Source organism: Treponema sp. OMZ 838 (assembly GCF_000775995.1).
Lineage (GTDB): Bacteria > Spirochaetota > Spirochaetia > Treponematales > Treponemataceae > Treponema.
Genome location: NZ_CP009227.1, coordinates 547658 through 566137, shown reverse-complemented (window position 1 = coordinate 566137; position 18480 = coordinate 547658). Strand labels below are relative to the sequence as shown.

Here is an 18480-nt window from a genome sequence, read left to right as displayed (position 1 = left end):
AGTTGAGTATTAGCATAACTTTGTTTTAAACCGCATTTGTGGTTTTTGCCAACGGCAAAAATTGGCGTGAAAAGTTGCAGTGTGGCAAAGGCACGAAAAGCAATTTTTATGACAAAACAAATGTCAGGTTGAAGCGGGTGTTAGGAGTCTCTTGGGGTTACTTCATATTCAAAGATATAACGACCAATTGGAATTGACAGAGATTTATCTTTCGATGTGAAATTTATATGAAAATCATAAGTTGTTCCATTTCCAATATGATATGGCATTTTCTCGGAAATATATTCATGGGGGCTTGAAATTAGTTTTACAGTTGTCTGAGGTATATCATCAAACGGAGGTATTAACTTACATGTTCCAGTTGCAATTTTTGTTTCTCTTAAAACTCTTATTTCCATAGTTCCTTTCTGATAATTTTCACTTCTTTCGTCAATAGTATAATTTGTTATTACAGACCTTATCACAGACATTCTACTTGAAGGTAATATTTGCATTAACATCTGTTGCTTAAGCAGATTATTTTTTTCATTATGAATATCATACTTTGTATTAGGTGTTTGACGGCTATCATTGGTTTCAAAAACAACTTCTTTTATAGTATTAAATTTAATCTCAAGATTTTGTTTACAACTATCAGAAACAACACCAAGCCAATCACTTCTAAAAGTGTCATTTGAAGAACTTAATGAATTCACTCTATCCGCCGCTGCTAATATTCTTTGTCGATAAACAGCTTGAATAACATCAGAATCCTTCAATTCATCCTCAAGTGCCTCTTCTGTACTTAACAAATAAGTTCGTAAATTTTGCAGTTCTAGAGAAAGATTAACCATTTTTTCACAAGATCTTTCAGCAATTGTGTCTATTTTTTCTGTAGATAAACTTTTATTAAATAAATAACCAGAAATAACAGAACCAACTGTAGTAAAAAGAAATAATAAAACATTACTTATAATTATTTCATAATTCGATGATTTTGATCCACGTAGTCCCATGACAATCATTACAATAAAAGCTAATATAAAAGAAGCCCAAAATACAATACACAGCAATATTTCCTTTTTACTTCCTTTTGGCATACATACTCCTTGCCTTTTCTTCTTATTGCGCCGAAGGCATCAACCTAACTATGTAGCTAAACCGCAAACGGGCTTGTCCCGTTTGTCGGCTTTGAGCTACTTGTTATGTGATTTTTTACTCATTTGCAACCAATTTTACCACAGCTTCCACAAGCTTCTGATAATTTTCTTCGGAAAGTCTTGACACCTTCTTTTCAAGGCAAAATTTATTTACCGCACCAATAAGATGAATTACTGCGACCGAATCTTTCGAAAGCCCAGTTTCCTCTTTTTCAATAAGAATATTAGGCTCAAAATCTGCTCGGTTTAGATTCGAAGTAAAAGGAATTACCACAACTGTATTCAGATCTTTTATTCCAAGCAAATCATTTTGCATTATGACGGCAGGACGTATTTTTGACGGCAAGCTGCCTACCGGTTGCCCAAAATCAATTGTCCATATCTCACCATGTGTCATTTTTTAATTCCTCCCACATAGTGTTCATTGAACTTCGGGCAATATCATTTTCCATTTCGGTATAATTTTCTTCATTCCGTTTTGTTTTCAAAGACTCGAGCATTTTCCCCATTAAAATAATTGTCTGTTCATAGGAAAGAGAAAGCACTTGTTCCGTAAAATCTGCGTAGGCGGTATCTGACATATCGCACCTCCAACTTTCATTATACCATATTTCAAACAATTTTTCACAAAATTATGCTTTTTTTATCGGATGTCTGATGACCGTTTTCCATTTTTCCGGAGAACTTTTTCTGGGGTCTGAAAGATAAATTTCATGGTGCAAACGTTTTTCCGTCATATCGTTTTCATATCCATTTGATCGAATGAAATCATCCATAATTTTTACGCTTGCCGGTTCATCGTCATAAGAACCGTTATGCATTATCTGAACGCACAAGCCTTCTTCAATCGATAGAAATTCCGCAGAGGAGCAATCGATTTTTTTCTTTTCAGCAGCAGTCTTTACAGCCCAATCAAAATCTTTTTTTGTAACAAAATCTGGAATACGAATTACCGAAATCCAATTGAAGCTTGATTTGTCTGAATAGTCTACGCCGTCAATCCCGGCCTGCCATCAAAAACCTTCCAACGGAGGAACAACATATTCAAAAAATTCGTTAATTTTATAATCAGTCTTGTAACTCATTTTTAGAGTATACGCTACCGCATATAATACTCCAACTGCCCGCTGATAAGCGCCGCCTGCTTCATTTGGATTTCCTTTTCCCCTAACTGCAATATAATTCATTTTTGGAACTGTTACAATTTCCGGTTGATTTTTGGGAAGATAAAATTCCCGATATTCTTTCTTGAAATCAAATGCCATTCTTTTCTCCATAATAGCTGCCCACTGGGCAGTCCACATAACACCTTTTCGATCTTTCCTCATAATATCATAGAAACTATGCGCTTTCAATCTAAGCTGTACCTCTCCAAACAACTGTATCTTTCTACCATAATACTCGCTTGAACACATCATCAGCAGACAGATTAGGCCTATCTTCACTAAATAGGCCTAAGAAAATCACATCCTGTTTATAGGGCTTTTGAACGCCGAGACCGCCGCGGTTGAGGGCGTGGATGTCGTTCCAAATCCGGAATCGGTATGTACAAACTGCAAAAGCAGTATGGAATCCCTCTAAACAAGTTCTAAGTGAGTTTTTAGAGCTGCCCCATGTATTGTAGGTGTATCATAGACGAGAAAATCCATCGTATAAAAACGGTTCGAGCGTTTTTTTGCCGCCGAGCAGCATGATTAAGCGGTCAAAACCCATCGCGACGCCCGAACATGGGGGCATACGGGCGCAGATCCCGCCGAAGTTCTCCGGTACGGGATGCGGAACCCGCGCCGTTGCATTTTTGATCGCAGTCTCGTCCGTAAAAGAGCGGTTGATTTCTCCCGCATCCCGCGCTTCGGTATAGCAGTTTGCGAGCTCTACTCCGCGTACATACACTTCCCACCGCTCTTTTGTCTTCCATATATATGTCCGTCCGTCCGCGGCTGTACGCTGTTCCGACCGTTCCTGTGCAAGGCAGGGTACCCGGGCGGGATAGTCCAGCAGCGCAACCGGCACATCGGGCGGAAGCTGCGGTTCGATGCAGTGCACCAAGAGCAGCTCGTATAAATCATCCCACGCCCAGTCTTCATATTGCGCCCTGTCGCCGAGGCCGAGCTGTTCCGCATGAAAGGCAAGCTCCGGTGTTTCCGCTTCGGCAAGGGAAAAACCGGCGAATCGTTTAAAGGCTTCGTCCATAGTCAGCTGCAAAAACGGTTTGGAAAGCACCGCACCCAATTCGGGGGCGGCAAGCGGCAGTCCCGCAACTGCCTGCGCCATAGTCTGTAGAAAAGCTTCGGTAAGCGTGACGGAATCGCGGTAATTCGCCTGCATGGTGTAGTATTCCAGCATGGTAAATTCGGGGTTGTGAATATGCCCGACTGATTCGCAGTTGCGGTAACATTTGGAAAGCTGAAACACCGAGCGGCCGTGCGCGGCAATAACCGGCTTGATGAATACTTCCGGGGAGGGGACAAGAAAGAGCGGGACTGCCGCTTCTTCGCCGGTCTTAAAGGGTTTGAGGTATTCTGTGCGGAACACTTCGAGACAGCTTTCGGGGATGAGCGCCGGAGCAAGCGCCGGAGTGTCCAGCTCCAGATATCCATGTGTAATAAAAAAATTCCGCGCGGCCTGCAAACAAGCCGCACGGAATTCAAGCGCTTCGATGTCCACTGCTTATTCCCGAATGCTCAAGTGCAGTTCGGCAAGCTGCTTTTCGTCAACCTCGCTGGGGCTTTCGTCCATGGGGCTGACGGCAAAGGTGTTTTTGGGGAAGGCGATCACTTCTTTAATTGAGGTTTCGCCTGCCATCAGCATTACGATGCGGTCAAGACCGGGTGCAATACCTCCGTGGGGCGGCGCTCCGTATTTGAACGCTTCCGTTAAAAAGCCGAACTTCTTTTCCGCATCGGCGGGGTTAAAGCCGACAATGTTGAATATCCGTTTTTGCAGCTCCGGATTGTGGATTCTGATTGAGCCGGAAGCGACTTCGTAGCCATTGAGTACAAGGTCGTACAGGTCTCCCTTTACCTCGCCGGGGTTTTGCTCCAATGTATCAAGGTAGCGTTCCTGCGGCGCGGAGAACATATGGTGTGCGGGATCCCATTTTTGTTCATCTTCATTCCATTCAAAGAGCGGGAAGTCGATAACCCACAAAAAGGCGAATACTTTTGGATCGAGCAGATTTAAATCCTTACCGAGCTTGCTTCTGACGGCGCCGAGCGCGGTGCAGGCGGTTTTATATTTTGCATCAGCAACAAAGAGGAGAAGGTCGCCGTCTTGAGCGTTCAGCTTTTTGCATATTTGAGCCTCGGCACCGGCACAGTATTTGGCAATACCGCCTTCGAATGCGCCGCCTGCAACTTTTGTCCATGCAAGCCCCTTTGCCTTGTAGATTTTTGCCGCAGCTTCAAGCTCTTCAATCTTTTTGCGGCTGTAGTTTTGTGCCTGTCCTTTCACTACAAGCGCCTTGACAGCTCCTCCGGCGGCGACTGCATCTTTGAACACAGCAAACTCGGTGCATTCAGCCATCCATGCGGCATCCTGCATCTTCATCTCAAAGCGGATATCGGGTTTGTCCGTGCCGTACAGGTCGATGGCATCGTCATAGCTGATCCGCGGGAAGGATTGCGCCAAATCCGCATCGATCGTCTTTTTGAACACCGTGCGGAACATATTTTCGGTAACATCGAGCACGTCATCACGGGAAACAAAGCTCATTTCAATATCGATTTGGGTGAACTCAGGCTGGCGGTCGCCGCGCGCGTCTTCATCACGGTAGCAGCGGGCAATCTGAAAATAGCGGTCAAAGCCGGAGACCATCAGTATCTGCTTGTACAGCTGCGGGGACTGCGGCAGCGCATAGAACTTGCCCGGATAGAGGCGGGAGGGCACCAAATAGTCGCGCGCGCCCTCCGGCGTCGATTTAATAAAGGTCGGCGTTTCAATTTCCAAGAAGTTTCTTGCTGTGAGAAACTCCCGCACGGCGAATGTAACCTTTGAGCGCAGTATCAGGTGATCCTGCATTGTCTGGGAACGCAGGTCAAGGTAGCGGTACTTGAGCCGGAGGTCTTCGTTGGCGTTGGTTTTTTCGTCAATCTGGAAGGGCAGTACAGCGCTTTTCGACAGCACGACAATGCGCTGCGCCTTCACCTCGATATGTCCGGTTGTCATTTCGGTATTGACCATGGAATCGGGACGTTCCCGCACCATACCTTCAACGGCAATACAATACTCCATCTTCAAACCGGCTGCGGTTTCCTTCAGCTCAGCACTTGCATCGTCATCGACAACCACCTGTGTCAGCCCGTAGCGGTCGCGTAAGTTTATAAAAGAGATACCGCCGTGGTCGCGCTTGCGGTGCACCCATCCGTTTAATACTACTGTTTTACCGGCGTCGCTTTTTTGCAGCTCTCCGCAGGTAACTGTCCGTTTCATTTCTATCATAATAAAATAAGTATAGTTGAAACGGGGCGTTTATGCAATTCGTGTTCTGATTCATGCTGGACAGAGAAGAGCGAGTAATCCCCTCAACTTGCAAATAGGTGGAGCAGATGCTAGGAGCGTGCAAAAAACACCCGCAGGCACGGTACGAAATGTACATCCATGTACATTTCGTACCTACGTGTTTGCAAAGCAAATACGCTACAGACTAGAACCACCGCCGTCCGTGGCGGTTCTGAAATATCCGTCGGCGTAAATAGAGGGAGCAGATACGAGGCGCGTGTAAAAATTAACCGGTGGCGTATCTTTGATACGTTGAGGATTAATTTTTACTAAGCAACGAAGTAGATGCCCTTCTATTTACGCCGACCACTGGTCGCTTTCTCTCTGCAGCCGATACATCTCACGGTAAATACCGTCTTTTTCCATCAGCTCTGTGTGGGTGCCTGTTTCGGCAATGGTGCCTTTGTTGAGCACGATAATCTTATCGGCGTTTTCTACGGTGCGGAGGCGGTGAGCGATGACGATAACGGTTTTACCTTTTATAAGTGTACCGATGGCGTGCTGGATAAGCGTTTCGTTTTCCGGATCGAGGGCGGCGGTTGCTTCGTCCAAGAGGATGATCGGTGCGTCCTTGAGGAGAGCGCGGGCGATGGAAAGCCGTTGGCGTTCTCCGCCGGAAAGGGTATAGCCGTTTTCGCCGATTTCCGTATCGTAGCCCTGCGGCAGTTTTTCGATAAACGATTCGCACTGCGCGGCTTTTGCGGCGGCGAGCACCTGTTCTTTTGTTGCATTCCGGTTGCCGATTAAAATATTGTTGTACACCGTGTCATTAAAGAGCACGACATCCTGAAACACAATCGAAAATGCACTGAGCAGGGTTTCCGGTTCTACCGTGGAAACATCGACGCCGCCGATGCTAACCGTACCCGATGACGCATCCCAAAAGCGCGCAGCCAATCGCGCAATGGTGGATTTTCCGCAGCCGGAGTGTCCCACGAGCGCGGTAATTTCGCCCTGCTTTGCAGTAAAGCTGATTCCGCTTACCGTGTTTTCTCCGCCATCGTTTGCGGCGGTGCCTGCATTATTTGAATTATCGGCAGCGCTTCCGCCGATGTTACTCAGACCTTTGCTGCTCGGTTCATTATACGAAAACGACACATTATTGTAGCAAATGTCGTAGCCGTTTGGCTTAAAACTTTCACTGCCCGTCTGTTTGGGATAATTGACAATCGCCTGCTTCCGCTCAACAGCAATCAGTGTATAAAAGAATTCGGCGAGCAGCATAAACACCGTCGTCAACGGATCGAAGATACGGCATGAGACCAATAAAAAAATGATATATGTCAACAGTTCGATTTTCCCCTGCGACAGCAAGTACGCTCCGTAAGAAATGACGAGCGGAAAGCCGAACCGGATTAACGCGGCCACACCGAACATAAGCGCGCCGATTGCAGCTTCCGATTTGAGCGCAGCGTGCGTTGTTTCGGTAATATCGTCTTTGAGCTTTTGCACATACAAAGCTTTTTTATCAGAAGATTTCAACACCTTGATATTGTCTATCATCTGCTGCAGCGAATCGTATATTCCATCCTTCCGTACGATGACGCTTTTCATCTTTTTTTCCGACAGCTTCCGGCAACCGACAACAATAAAAAATCCTGCAAAGGCGCAAACAAACAATGCAATAGTCATCCGCCAATCCAAAAACGCTAAAAGAGCCGCCGCAATTAAAATCGAAATAATACCGCCGAACATTTCCGGCACGACATTTGAAAACGCTTGTTCAATCGTTGTAACATCGTTTAAAAGCGTTGAGGTTAAATACGATAAATCCTGCCTGCCGAAATACGACAGCGGGAGCTTCCGAAGCGACTCTGCAAGCGAAATACGCACGTTTGCCGCTTCTTCATACGCGCCGTTATACGTCCTGCCGTACTTTAATTTTTCGAGGATAAACAGCACGGCTATAAACGCCGCTCCGGCTGCTACTACCGCCCATACATTCGGGGCTTGAAAACCTTGCTGCATAATGCGCGCCAAAAAATACTGCAGCACATACAGCGAAAGTCCCAGCGGAACCATTATAAATAAGTTGATAATAACCGCGAGCGTAATCGACAAACGTAAATTCCGCGTCCCCGCATCGGATAATGCAAAAAATCTTTGTAACATAATTCCTCCTTCATTTAATTGGTAATTTCAATTGGTAATGTGTAATGGTTAATTGGTGAAGTTTCAAACATTACCAATTACCAATTATGTTGAGCTCTTCCCGTCCGTAAACATTTTAAGCCCAAACAAATCACTCATCAGGCTGAAATGTTTATCAAATGAAAACAAAAAAAGGTCATTATTAATCGCATTTTGAGCAATTATTAGATCGGGAATACCGACTTTATTTATACCGTTTAATAGGTTTTTAGTTTGCATATCGATAATCTTGTCCCAGTCTATTTCGATATCTATTTGATTAACCGTAAGCAGGAGCCGCTTCAATTTAGATTCTTTTTTCAGATTAATTGAAGGAATCAGTTCTGCCAGCACAAGGTTATTGATACAAAGCGCGTTGTTATTGATCAGCTCATTAAGCACAGCTGCCCGTCCGGTTCCCTTAAAATATTCTATCCAAACGGAGGTATCCACCAGTACCATCTTATGTCCTTTTTCTCAGCGCATCTAAATCGATATCCAAATCAATTTTTCCGTAATAGTTTTTCAGCTGCTGCACTTTCTCTTTTTGGATCAAATTTTCAAGCGCACGTGTGATAACCTCTGTTTTTGTCCGAATTTTTGTCAACGCCATTGCCTCTTCGAGCAAAGGAGCGGACAGATCAAGCGTCGTTCTCATAAAAATCCTCCATACGAGCATATTATAGCATTGAATTATATGCATGATCAAGAATTTATATATGCACTTCCGGAGCCTTTTCAGAAATTATCCATTATCAATTATTTCACACCTTCCACTCGATACCTTTTTGGAAATTGTCCCACATACTTGCGTACAAACCCTTCCGCGCAAGCAGTTCCTTATGTGTGCCTTCTTCTGCGATTTTGCCTTCGTCTATAACACAGATTTTATCAGCGTTTACGACTGAGGAAAGGCGGTGTGCAATCATGATGACGGTTTTATCTTTGAGCAGTACGTCGAAGGTCTTTTTGATTTTGTATTCGTTTTCGGCATCGGCAAAGGCGGTTGCTTCATCCAGCACGATGATAGGTGCGTCCTGTAATAAGGCGCGGGCGATGGCGAGCCGCTGAGCTTCTCCTCCTGAGACGTATGTGCCCTTGGTGCCGTACACGGTATCGATACCGGCGGGGAGTTTTTCGATAATATCCATACACTCGGCTTTGCGGAGCGCTTCCATTACCTCTTCGCGGCTTGCGTCTTTTTTGCCGTAGCGGATATTTTCTAAAATGCTTTCCTTAAAAAGCTTATTCTCTTGGAACACAAAACCGACGGTGTGCAGCAGGTCTTGTGTTTTTATATCGCGGATGTCAACGCCGCCGATGCTGATACTGCCGGAATCGATTTCCCAAAAACGGCCGAGCAAATTGACCAGTGTGGTTTTGCCGCCGCCTGAGGGACCGACCAGTGCGGTGAGCGAATGTTCGGGGATGTGCAAACTGATACCGTTTACCGCGGTTCGGTTCTGAGGAGATGGGGCTGCTCTGCCGGTGTTTCCTCCGTCTGTTTCCGGCACGGTCTTTGCAGAGGCGGCAGCCGGTTCCGTCTTATATGAAAATACTACGTCGTTAAATGCAATATCATATTTTTCAGGGAGTATGGATATTTCCGGTTCCTTGGTCAGCGGTGCTTGCAAAATATCTTCAATACGGTTGAGCGCATCGTTTGAGCGCTGATAAAACGTGTTTGCATACATAACTTTCATCAGCATCGTGTAGGTAACCGGTGCAAAGGCGAGGTAAAACACAAAGCTGTAAAAAAAGTGCGGGTCAAGCGTTGCCGTTCCAGCCATCAATAACGCTGCCGGAAGTAAAAAGACAAAGCCTAGTTTAATAAGCGATAAAAAAATCGAATAGCCGTTTTCCCACGACATCGAATATTGGAGAACGAACTCTTTATAGTTCATAATAGAGGTGTAAAAGTTTTTGAAATAGTAAACAGACTGATTAAAAGTTTTGATAACCGAAATACCGCGTACATATTCGGTACCCGCGTTATTCATTTGCTCAAGCGCGTCTTCATACTTTTGCATAAAACCGGAGTTTGTACTGATCCGCATTAAAGTAGCTTGTAAAACAAACGCAAGCACAAGCGGTAAAAGGGAAATCAGCCCGAGCCGCCAGTCGAATACCAATGTAAGCGCAAGTATTGCAAAAGGAGAGACCATGTTCTGTGCGGTGTCGGGCATATTATGAGCAATGAGCGTTTCAAGCTGATTAACATTTTTTTCAAACACCTTGCGCACCTTGCCGCTGACATGCGTAATATGCCAGCCGATGGGTAGGTCCGCCAGCGCTTCCGCCATTCGTATCGAAAGGTTTTGTTGAATGGTAAATGCCGTCGCGTGCGAAAGCATGAGCGCTGCGTAATACAGCACAAAGCCCGCCGCAGCAGCACCGACCGCCCACAGCCCGTAGCGTGTAAGAGCTGCTGCATTCACCGCTTCTTTTGCCGCAACTGCGGAAATCACATCGCGCATTACAAAGAACACCATAATGTACGGCACAAAACTGACGAGTGCGCTTAAAGCGGAAAGCACCAGCGACAGCGATAAAAATTTCTTGCTGCTGCCCGCATAGCTTAATAGCCGTTTAATGGCTTGCTGTTTCGCCGGATTGCGTTCCTGCTGCGGTGCATTTTTTTTCTGTGCCGGATTTTTCTCTGTAGCATTTGCCGGGAATTGTTGCTCTTTTGTAGAGCTTTTCCCCTGCGTTTTTTTTGTATCATTCATAGAGAATAGTCCTCCATATCAAATAATCGACGGCATCGTCAGTTGTTTAATATGAAAAAATATATCTAAACAGAAACAGATTGTCAACAACATCTAACAAAGATGCTTGTAGACAACAATCGCTTCTTTAAGTGCTTCATATAAGCCGTTTTAATTATGCAGCACCGATTACCAATTACACATTATCAATTAAACATTATTTTCGTCTTTTCCATGGAATAAAGCGATTAACCCATTTGCAATATGCTGCATATTCATCGCCGAAGCGTTCTGTGAGCCATTTTTCTTCCGTCAACTTCATAAACACGGTGAGGTATAACCAAAAGAGTAGCGGTAAAATCAATACATACCAATTTCGGCAAAATAGCAGCACGCCGGTGCAGATAAATAAAAAAGCGGAATAAATCGGGTTACGCACGAGGGCGTAAACACCATCCGTTGCAAGCTGATTTGATTTTATCTTAATATCGATACGGGAACCGAATACTGCAGCACACCACAATGCGATGCCGCCTCCAATACACAATATTCCGGCAATGACAAAAACGATTGCAATGATTGCACTACGCACGTTTCCGCTTGTCAGTAGATCGAATTTTACCACGGTAATACCTGCGGCAGTGAACGCAATCATAATTGCAATACATACAGGACCGATACCCATTACAGGGAGATGTTCTTGTTCAGTTGTTTTCATTTAAGTATCCTTTGTCTCCTTTTTACTACGAATAGTGCCGATCAGATGTTGTAAGCTCAAAATCGGATGTCGGAATAACATACGCGGGCCGCTGTAACGCATAACTGCGCGGATTTGCCGACGCATCTCCGGCTTGTAGCAATGTACCGGACAAACATTACAAAACGGTTTTTCATGCTTGCCACGGTATCGGCATTGTTCAATTTGTTTATGTGTATATGTCTTTAATGACTCTATGTCCGGTACCGCTGCCTCAATAACTTCCATATCAGACTTTGAAGAATCATACCGATGCGCCGTTGCATAGAGATCGATCATCGAATCAACTAAGCGCACTTCATCTTCTACCGTCATCTTATGCATATCGGTACCTCATTGTTGCGTAATCGGAACAATTTATTCGCACGAAGCGTTTACGACTTCGATGCTCTGCCTTTGGGAATTCGATTGCTCACATTCGGGTACTGTTATCGTTTGGTTCCCTTTTATATGAATGTCGAGCTGTTGGAAAGGTATCTCAATATTTTCTTGCTTAAGCCTTTCATCTATTTCGACAAACAGTGAATTACGTAAATTTACAAAGTCTTCGATTTTTGTCCATGCCATAAGAGTCAAATCAATACTTGAAGTTGAAAAACTTGTCCAAAGAATTGATGGCGCAGGATCATCAATAATAAATGCATTATTTTTTGCAACGGATAAAAGTATTTGCTCCAGCTTTCTTAAATCAGTACCGTAAGCGACACCCAATTCCGTCTTAACCCGTCTATACGGAAACTGAGAATAATTTATCAGGTTTGCTTTTATTATCGTCTCATTTGGAATTCTGACGTATTGACTGTCAAATGTTTTTAGGATAACCGACAATAAATTAATCGATTGCACCGTGCCGATAGCTCCTTCAACTTCAATGACGTCGTTTATTCTAAATGCTCGTTCGGTTATAACAAATAATCCGGAAATAATATTCGATATTGAAGTTTGAGCTGCAAAGCCTATTGCGACACCGGCAATTCCCGCAGCACCAAGGAGTGCCCTGATGTCTATCCCCAACCGATGAAAAACCGTCAGCACCATAACGGCAAAACCTGCGTATCTGATACCTTTATCAATTATATGCTGTATTTGCAATGAACATTTTTTTACCGTGATTTTTTTTACGATAGAATTCAGTATTTTAAAAAAGAGAGAGATAACAGAAAGAATAAAAACAAATTGTATAATACCAAATATTTTTGCCGATATGATTTCGTTATTTTTAAAAAAATCTATAAAAGTGCTTAAGCTATTCATGGGCGACAGTTTAACATAGTTATAAAAAAAATAAAGGCATGGGTACATCAGCGCGCAGCAGCTTAAAACATATCTGACTAAAATCACACAAATTAGCAATACTTGACATATCCTTCTTTTTTATGTTATAAACCCACGATTTAAATTAAAAGAGGCAATGATGATAAAGCGCTTACGGCAACACCAGTATAATCCTTGTGTACCATTCGGGGGTATAATCCGCAGGGGTTTACCCTTTCAACTGCCGGTAAGCATTATTACCGTAACCGATAAGGATACTGTTTTCTAAATGAAGACAGTATCCTTTTTTTTTGCTTGAGGAGTGTAAAATAAAAGCCGTACAAATAGCACGGCTTTTATTTACTCAAGTTTGCTCAAGCGCAAACTTGTATATCTTATGCACGTTCTCACTTCGTTGCGAACGCGCGTAAAAAGTCAATCGAAAGTTGATACTTTCTTCTTGACTTTTTATGGGAGGTTCTATGATAAACGGGAAGAAGGATATCATTTCAATGAATGATTTCACCGCAGAAGAAATTCTGCACATTTTGAAAAAAGCGGAAGCAATAGAAAAAATGTCTGATGAGGAAAAACTTTCGCTGATGCACGGCAAGATTGTTGCAACCATGTTTTATGAACCGAGCACGAGAACCAAACTATCATTTGAGTCGGCTGCAATGCGGCTCGGCGCAAATATCCTCTATTTCGATACGGAACATTCATCCGTTAAAAAAGGAGAATCCTTTTCGGACACCATACGCATGGTGGAATCCTATTCGGATATCATTGTGATTCGTCATCCGCTGGACGGAGCGGCGCGTCTTGCTGCTTCCGTTTCGCATAAGCCGGTGTTAAACGGCGGCGACGGTTCAAACCAGCACCCAAGTCAAACGCTCCTCGATTTGTATACCATTATGAAAGAAAAAGGCACTTTGGAAAATCTCCACATTGCTTTTACCGGCGATTTAAAATACGGCCGTACCGTTCATTCGTTGGTTAAAGCCCTCAAGCATTTTCATCCGGTTATCTACTTTGTTTCTCCGTCAAACCTCGCCATGCCGCAATATCTGCTTGACGATTTGGATGATGCAGGAGTGACTTACTATATAGAAGAAAACTTTACCGGCTGTTTGGATAAACTCGATGTATTTTATATGACCCGCATTCAGCGCGAACGCTTCCCCGATCCGGAAGAATACGAAAAGGTGAAAGGCATTTATATCATCAATAGAGGCAACATAGAAGGGAAGTGCAAAGACGATATGATTATCCTGCATCCGCTGCCGCGTGTGAATGAAATCGATGTGGATTTGGACACTACAAAATATGCGCGTTATTTTGAGCAAGCGCGGAACGGCATCCCGATTAGACAGGCAATGATGATGCTCTCTCTAGAACAATAACAGCTCAAGAAGCGATGGAGTATTAAATCCTCCGCACGAATAACGGAACGACAAGAAGGAGTTGAATGATGGAATTACAGATAACTGCATTGGAAAACGGAATAGTGATTGACCATATACCGCCGGAGCGTACCTTTGCGATCGTCAAAATGCTGAAATTAAAAGAGTATACCGACATGGTAACCGTCGGTTTTAATTTGCATAGCAAGGCGCACAATAAAAAAGGCCTGATTAAGATTGCCGATAAAACATTGACAAAATCGGAGCTGGAAAAAATTTCGCTGTTGGCGCCCCATGCGACGGTCAATATCATTAAAGACAGTAAGGTTGTACAGAAAATACCACTCGAACTGCCTGATGAAATTGAAGCGTTTATGCACTGCGAAAATTTTAAATGTATTTCAAATAATGAAGCGGTACCGTCGCGGTTTATAAAAGTACATTCGCATGGACAAGACTGCTACAAGTGTTTTTACTGTGAACGGGTTATTCCGGTCGCCGACATTAAGCTTAATTTAAATTAGCGGAGAAGCGGAATGGAACACCGGTGCGGAAAAAAGTATTTTGAAAAAACCGAAATTGTTTCCCATGAATATGCGGGAGCCGATTGTTACTGTCTCACTGTCCGATTGCCGCGGAAGGTGGAAGACTCCGAGCTTCCCCGTGCGGGACAGTTTTACATGATCAGTTTGCGCGATAAATCTCATATTTTACCCCGCCCCATCAGTCTGCATTCATTTGATGAGAAACAGGGGACTTTGAGCTTTGTATATCGCCCCATAGGCGCCGGCACACAAGAATTAACACAGTACCGTGCCGGTGAAAGTCTTGCTATTCAAGGCCCCTTGGGGAACGGCTTTACGGTTCCTTCCGCCGGCTCCTGTCATATTATCGCGGGAGGCGGTATAGGGCTTGCACCGCTGCCTCAACTGATACGGGCGATTCGCAGCAGGCAGCCGGAAGCGCGCATTGTTTTTTTTGCAGGAGGACGCGACCGGCATATTCAAGAACTTATCGATTTTTTTGCCCTGCCTGCGGATATTGAACTCATCCTTTGTACCGATGACGGCAGCCTCGGCATCCACGGCTTTGTGCCCGATGCGCTTTCAGCCTATATTGAAAAACACCGCAGCAGCGGGGCTTCCTCTGCGGATATTGCGATGATCTATGCCTGCGGGCCAACTGCGATGCTGAATAAAATACGTGCTTTTTCCCGGTCGGCGCAGTTACCCTGTCAGCTTTCCCTTGAGCGTCGAATGGCTTGCGGTGTGCGCGCCTGTATGGGATGTTCGGTTCAAACAGATGCGGGGGTTAAAAAAGTATGCGCCGACGGCCCTGTTTTTGATTCGCTTTTATTTCCGTACGGGCTACCGTAACAATGAGAGAATGAGCCGTAAAAATGAGAGAATGATATGAGCAAACTTACACTGGATTTTTTAGGTTTACATTTAGCGAACCCGTTAATGACGGCGAGCGGCTGTTTCGGCTACGGTACCGACTATGCGGATTTCTTTGATCCGAATATACTCGGCGCAGCGGTACTGAAAGGGTTAACGCTTGAGCCGCGAGATGGTAATGCAGGAGTGCGGATTGCAGAAACGCCGTCCGGTATGCTCAACTGCGTCGGTTTGGAAAATGTCGGTTATGATGAGTTTGTGCGGCGGGTATTACCGGAAATCCTTCCGCAGCTGCACATTCCGTTGATTATTAATATTAACGGTAAAACCGCAGAAGAATATGCGGAACTTGCCGCCCGGCTGAACGGCATCGCGGAAGTCGCGGCCGTAGAGCTCAATATCTCCTGTCCGAATGTAAAGCACGGAGGGATGGCTTTCGGTACCGATCCGGCGCAAACGGAGCGGGTGATCTCGCTGGTACGGGCGGCAAGCCGGAAACCGCTCATCGTGAAGCTGTCGCCGAACGTTACCGACATTACGGTTTTTGCCCGCATCGCGGAGGCTCAAGGCGCGGATGCCTTGTCGCTGATTAACACGGTTTCCGGTATGGCAATCGATATCAATACGCAAAAGCCTCTGCTCGGCAATATTTTCGGCGGACTGTCCGGCCCGGCGGTAAAGCCCATCGCGGTCAGGATGGTCTATCAGGTGTCGCAGGTTACGTCGCTGCCGATTGTCGGGATGGGCGGTATACGGACTGCGGAGGACGCAATCGAATTTATACTTGCAGGCGCTTCGGCAGTTGCGGTCGGCTGCGGTCTTTTTAATAATCCTTGCGCTGCGGTAGAAATACTTGACGGTCTTGAATGGTATTGTGAAAGGCATCAAACTGCCGTTACGGATTTGGTCGGCCGCAGCCATCCCGACGGAGGCGCTGCATACCGCAGCAAACTCAAACGCCGCGGCGCCGTTCGCAGTACTGTTCAATAAGAAGAGAGTAGGGAAGTCTCGAAAGCAACCAGCTTTGAGATACCCTCATCCCGGAGGAGTTTTACAATATGGAAAAGACACAATGCGGAACCATCAGCAGCGCTGTCCGCGAAAAATTGATTGTTGCGTTGGACTATAACACACTCGGCCAAGCAGCCGCCCTCGTGGAGCAGCTCGGCGATAGTGTTACAGTGTATAAGGCAGGGCTCGAAATTTTCTTACGGACGAAGGGAGCCATTGTCGATTACTTGCACGGAAAAACAAAAAAGTATTTTTGGATTTAAAGTTCCACGATATTACCAACACTGTTGTACAGGCCTGCCTTTTTGCGGTGGAGCAAAACGTGTTCATGTTCAATGTGCATTGCTCCAACAGCGAAAAAACCATGCGGGCAGTCGCCGAGATGCTCAAAGAAAAAGGTTCTCGGAGCATTTGCATCGGCGTAACGGTCTTAACCAATTTAAACGCACAGGACTTACAGCAATTCTACGGAGCTGCCGTCGATGTTGAAACAACCGTCGAAGCGATGGCGGCCGCTGTCAGCAATGCCGGTTTGCAGGGTATTGTCTGTTCCGCTCAGGAGGCTGCCGCTATTAAACAGCGTTTCGGCAAGAGTTTCATTACCGTATGCCCGGGAGTCCGCCCAGCCTTTACCCAAAGCGGGTCGTATGCTCAAAACCGCAAAGAAGATCAGGCGCGGGTGATGACTGCCTACGAAGCGGTAAAAAACGGAGCCGATTATTTGGTGGTCGGCCGCCCGATTACCCAACATCCCGATCCCGTTCAGGCGGTGCACGCGGTTTTGGAGGAAATTAGGCAGGCAACGGAGGGCTAAACGGTGCTCATACTCAAAAACGGGAAAACCGTCCGCAACGAAATTATCGATCTTGTCATCAACGGCGGTATAATAGATGACATCATCATCAAACAGGCGCTGTCCGGTCAGGACTATCCAAAAGAGGTGGATGCCGTACAGGATTCGCAGGAGATTGACTTGGAAGGTCGCGTCGGGGTTGTTGACTTGGAAGGCCGCCTCGTTATGCCGGGCATTATCGACCTGCACACCCACATGAGAGATCCGGGGCTTACTCATAAAGAAGATTTTTATACCGGCTCGCGCGCCTGTGCAAAAGGCGGCATAACGACTTTTTTTGATATGCCGAATACGCAGCCGCCGACGGTAACGGCTCAGGCACTTACGGAAAAAATTGCACAGGCGGCACGGGTTTCAGCCGTTAATTTCGGCTTCCACTTCGGAGCCTCAAAAAACAATAATATTGATGAAATCCGGCGTGTTATCGGCAGCGGTCAGGCGCGCAGCACGAAGGTGTTTATGAATGTGAGCACCGGTCTTATGCTGATTGAAGATACCGCTCTGCTGGCTGACATTTTTAAGGCCGGCGGCTTGGTCTTTGTCCATGCCGAAGCGGAGATGATCGGCAAGGCGATTGAGCTGAATGCCCGCTATGGGAACGGTTTGTATATTTGCCATATTTCTTCCGAAGAAGAGATGCGAGCGGTCATCAAGGCGAAGCAAAATCCTGAATTACATAACCGGCAGCATCCCATCTATGCGGAAGTAACGCCTCATCATCTTTTTTTACACGCCGGTATGCGGAACGCGAATGCCGAAGCCGATATGCTGTTGCGGATGAAGCCCGAACTAAAAGAGCAATCCGATACTGCATTTTTGATGCAGGCCATTCGGGACGGATATGTCGATACCATCGGCACCGATCACGCGCCTCATACGCTGGATGAGAAACTGGCACAGCTGACTTTCGGCATCCCCGGCGCCGAAACCTCGCTGGCGCTGATGCTCACTGCGGCCGCGGAAGGAACTATCACGCTGCCGCTGCTCCAAAAACTGATGAGTGAAAACCCTGCTGCAATACTCGGATTAACGCGCAAGGGGGTACTTGCAAAAGGCGCCGATGCCGATATTACCGTTGCCGACACCGCGGTACACTGGCAGCTCGACCGAAAGGACATCGCATCGAAATGCGGATGGTCGCCTTTTGAGGGCTGGAACTTTATCGGTAAAAATTATATGACTATTGTAAACGGCAAGATAGTCTACCGCGACGACAGTTTCACCGCCGACTTACCGGAACGCCCCGCCGGACGTTTCGTATTTCAGTCATAGGGCAACCGCATCACAATTTGTTTTAAGCGGTTGGCTTCCTTCTGTACGAAATTTTA

The 18480-nt window shown here is 45.6% G+C and carries 19 protein-coding genes and 1 pseudogene; 7 read left to right on the top strand and 13 right to left on the bottom strand.

The features are described from left to right. Positions 1 to 140: 140 nt before the first annotated feature. The 13 genes and pseudogenes from QI63_RS02500 to QI63_RS02440 form a co-directional block, all read right to left on the bottom strand. Entirely contained in the window at positions 141 to 1079 is a 939-nt protein-coding gene (locus QI63_RS02500; protein ID WP_044013592.1) for a hypothetical protein, read from the bottom strand. A gap of 115 nt (positions 1080 to 1194) precedes the next feature. Beyond that, positions 1195 to 1536 (bottom strand): type II toxin-antitoxin system PemK/MazF family toxin, encoded by a 342-nt coding sequence (locus QI63_RS02495; RefSeq protein WP_044013590.1) that lies wholly within the window; start codon positions 1534 to 1536, stop codon positions 1195 to 1197. Further along, complete coding sequence (locus tag QI63_RS02490; RefSeq protein WP_016522332.1) at positions 1523 to 1720, bottom strand: hypothetical protein; 198 nt, start codon at positions 1718 to 1720, stop codon at positions 1523 to 1525. The genes QI63_RS02495 and QI63_RS02490 overlap by 14 nt, the downstream gene beginning before the upstream one ends. 51 nt (positions 1721 to 1771) lie before the next feature. Then, positions 1772 to 2404, bottom strand: a pseudogene (locus QI63_RS02485) (GyrI-like domain-containing protein). Between the two features lie 364 nt (positions 2405 to 2768). Next, positions 2769 to 3806, bottom strand: coding sequence for an amino acid--tRNA ligase-related protein (locus QI63_RS02480; protein WP_044013587.1), 1038 nt, complete (start codon positions 3804 to 3806; stop codon positions 2769 to 2771). Between the two features lie 3 nt (positions 3807 to 3809). After that, positions 3810 to 5570 (bottom strand): aspartate--tRNA ligase, encoded by a 1761-nt coding sequence (aspS, locus tag QI63_RS02475; RefSeq protein ID WP_052185458.1) that lies wholly within the window; start codon positions 5568 to 5570, stop codon positions 3810 to 3812. Positions 5571 to 5936: 366 nt separating this feature from the next. Further along, the gene (locus tag QI63_RS02470; protein WP_044013583.1) at positions 5937 to 7751 is read right to left on the bottom strand and encodes an ABC transporter ATP-binding protein; all 1815 of its coding nucleotides are present in this window, start codon (positions 7749 to 7751) and stop codon (positions 5937 to 5939) included. A gap of 84 nt (positions 7752 to 7835) precedes the next feature. Then, positions 7836 to 8231, bottom strand: a complete 396-nt coding sequence (locus QI63_RS02465; RefSeq protein WP_044013581.1) for a PIN domain-containing protein — start codon at positions 8229 to 8231, stop codon at positions 7836 to 7838. A gap of 1 nt (position 8232) precedes the next feature. Then, positions 8233 to 8427, bottom strand: a complete 195-nt coding sequence (locus QI63_RS02460; RefSeq protein ID WP_044013578.1) for a type II toxin-antitoxin system VapB family antitoxin — start codon at positions 8425 to 8427, stop codon at positions 8233 to 8235. Positions 8428 to 8533: 106 nt separating this feature from the next. Beyond that, positions 8534 to 10498 (bottom strand): ABC transporter ATP-binding protein, encoded by a 1965-nt coding sequence (locus QI63_RS02455; protein ID WP_052185457.1) that lies wholly within the window; start codon positions 10496 to 10498, stop codon positions 8534 to 8536. Between the two features lie 196 nt (positions 10499 to 10694). Beyond that, positions 10695 to 11195, bottom strand: coding sequence for a methyltransferase family protein (locus QI63_RS02450; RefSeq protein WP_044013576.1), 501 nt, complete (start codon positions 11193 to 11195; stop codon positions 10695 to 10697). Beyond that, positions 11196 to 11558, bottom strand: a complete 363-nt coding sequence (locus QI63_RS02445; protein WP_044013575.1) for a nitrous oxide-stimulated promoter family protein — start codon at positions 11556 to 11558, stop codon at positions 11196 to 11198. A 33-nt stretch (positions 11559 to 11591) separates the two neighbouring features. After that, entirely contained in the window at positions 11592 to 12488 is an 897-nt protein-coding gene (locus tag QI63_RS02440) for a mechanosensitive ion channel family protein (RefSeq protein ID WP_044016945.1), read from the bottom strand. A 482-nt stretch (positions 12489 to 12970) separates the two neighbouring features. Here QI63_RS02440 and pyrB point away from each other — a divergent pair, with 482 nt between their 5' ends. The 7 genes from pyrB (at position 12971) to QI63_RS02410 (ending at position 18424) form a co-directional block, all read left to right on the top strand. Continuing rightward, entirely contained in the window at positions 12971 to 13891 is a 921-nt protein-coding gene (gene pyrB / locus QI63_RS02435; RefSeq protein ID WP_044013572.1) for an aspartate carbamoyltransferase, read from the top strand. Between the two features lie 65 nt (positions 13892 to 13956). Then, the gene (locus QI63_RS02430; RefSeq protein WP_044013570.1) at positions 13957 to 14415 is read left to right on the top strand and encodes an aspartate carbamoyltransferase regulatory subunit; all 459 of its coding nucleotides are present in this window, start codon (positions 13957 to 13959) and stop codon (positions 14413 to 14415) included. A 12-nt stretch (positions 14416 to 14427) separates the two neighbouring features. Further along, on the top strand, positions 14428 to 15267 hold the full coding sequence (locus tag QI63_RS02425) for a dihydroorotate dehydrogenase electron transfer subunit (protein WP_052185455.1): 840 nt from the start codon (positions 14428 to 14430) through the stop codon (positions 15265 to 15267). 36 nt (positions 15268 to 15303) lie between these two features. Next, positions 15304 to 16278, top strand: a complete 975-nt coding sequence (locus QI63_RS02420) for a dihydroorotate dehydrogenase (protein WP_044013568.1) — start codon at positions 15304 to 15306, stop codon at positions 16276 to 16278. A 68-nt stretch (positions 16279 to 16346) separates the two neighbouring features. Beyond that, positions 16347 to 16562, top strand: coding sequence for an orotidine 5'-phosphate decarboxylase / HUMPS family protein (locus QI63_RS13015; protein ID WP_200877766.1), 216 nt, complete (start codon positions 16347 to 16349; stop codon positions 16560 to 16562). Further along, positions 16553 to 17113 carry an orotidine-5'-phosphate decarboxylase gene (pyrF, locus tag QI63_RS02415; RefSeq protein WP_235619755.1) on the top strand — a complete coding sequence of 187 codons (561 nt, stop codon included), beginning with the start codon at positions 16553 to 16555 and terminating at the stop codon, positions 17111 to 17113. The genes QI63_RS13015 and pyrF overlap by 10 nt, the downstream gene beginning before the upstream one ends. Positions 17114 to 17116: 3 nt before the next feature. Continuing rightward, complete coding sequence (locus QI63_RS02410; RefSeq protein ID WP_044013567.1) at positions 17117 to 18424, top strand: dihydroorotase; 1308 nt, start codon at positions 17117 to 17119, stop codon at positions 18422 to 18424. Positions 18425 to 18480: the final 56 nt, after the last annotated feature.

Excerpts from the sequence above, each read along its gene's own strand:
- QI63_RS02500 (WP_044013592.1), bottom strand. The coding sequence starts at position 1,079 with ATGCCAAAAGGAAGTAAAAAGGAAATATTGCTGTGTATTGTATTTTGG.
- QI63_RS02495 (WP_044013590.1), bottom strand. The coding sequence starts at position 1,536 with ATGACACATGGTGAGATATGGACAATTGATTTTGGGCAACCGGTAGGC.
- QI63_RS02490 (WP_016522332.1), bottom strand. The coding sequence starts at position 1,720 with ATGTCAGATACCGCCTACGCAGATTTTACGGAACAAGTGCTTTCTCTT.
- aspS (WP_052185458.1), bottom strand. The coding sequence starts at position 5,570 with ATGAAACGGACAGTTACCTGCGGAGAGCTGCAAAAAAGCGACGCCGGT.
- QI63_RS02470 (WP_044013583.1), bottom strand. The coding sequence starts at position 7,751 with ATGTTACAAAGATTTTTTGCATTATCCGATGCGGGGACGCGGAATTTA.
- QI63_RS02465 (WP_044013581.1), bottom strand. The coding sequence starts at position 8,231 with ATGGTACTGGTGGATACCTCCGTTTGGATAGAATATTTTAAGGGAACC.
- QI63_RS02460 (WP_044013578.1), bottom strand. The coding sequence starts at position 8,427 with ATGAGAACGACGCTTGATCTGTCCGCTCCTTTGCTCGAAGAGGCAATG.
- QI63_RS02455 (WP_052185457.1), bottom strand. The coding sequence starts at position 10,498 with ATGAATGATACAAAAAAAACGCAGGGGAAAAGCTCTACAAAAGAGCAA.
- QI63_RS02450 (WP_044013576.1), bottom strand. The coding sequence starts at position 11,195 with ATGAAAACAACTGAACAAGAACATCTCCCTGTAATGGGTATCGGTCCT.
- QI63_RS02445 (WP_044013575.1), bottom strand. The coding sequence starts at position 11,558 with ATGCATAAGATGACGGTAGAAGATGAAGTGCGCTTAGTTGATTCGATG.
- QI63_RS02440 (WP_044016945.1), bottom strand. The coding sequence starts at position 12,488 with ATGAATAGCTTAAGCACTTTTATAGATTTTTTTAAAAATAACGAAATC.
- pyrB (WP_044013572.1), top strand. The coding sequence starts at position 12,971 with ATGATAAACGGGAAGAAGGATATCATTTCAATGAATGATTTCACCGCA.
- QI63_RS02430 (WP_044013570.1), top strand. The coding sequence starts at position 13,957 with ATGATGGAATTACAGATAACTGCATTGGAAAACGGAATAGTGATTGAC.
- QI63_RS02425 (WP_052185455.1), top strand. The coding sequence starts at position 14,428 with ATGGAACACCGGTGCGGAAAAAAGTATTTTGAAAAAACCGAAATTGTT.
- QI63_RS02420 (WP_044013568.1), top strand. The coding sequence starts at position 15,304 with ATGAGCAAACTTACACTGGATTTTTTAGGTTTACATTTAGCGAACCCG.
- QI63_RS13015 (WP_200877766.1), top strand. The coding sequence starts at position 16,347 with ATGGAAAAGACACAATGCGGAACCATCAGCAGCGCTGTCCGCGAAAAA.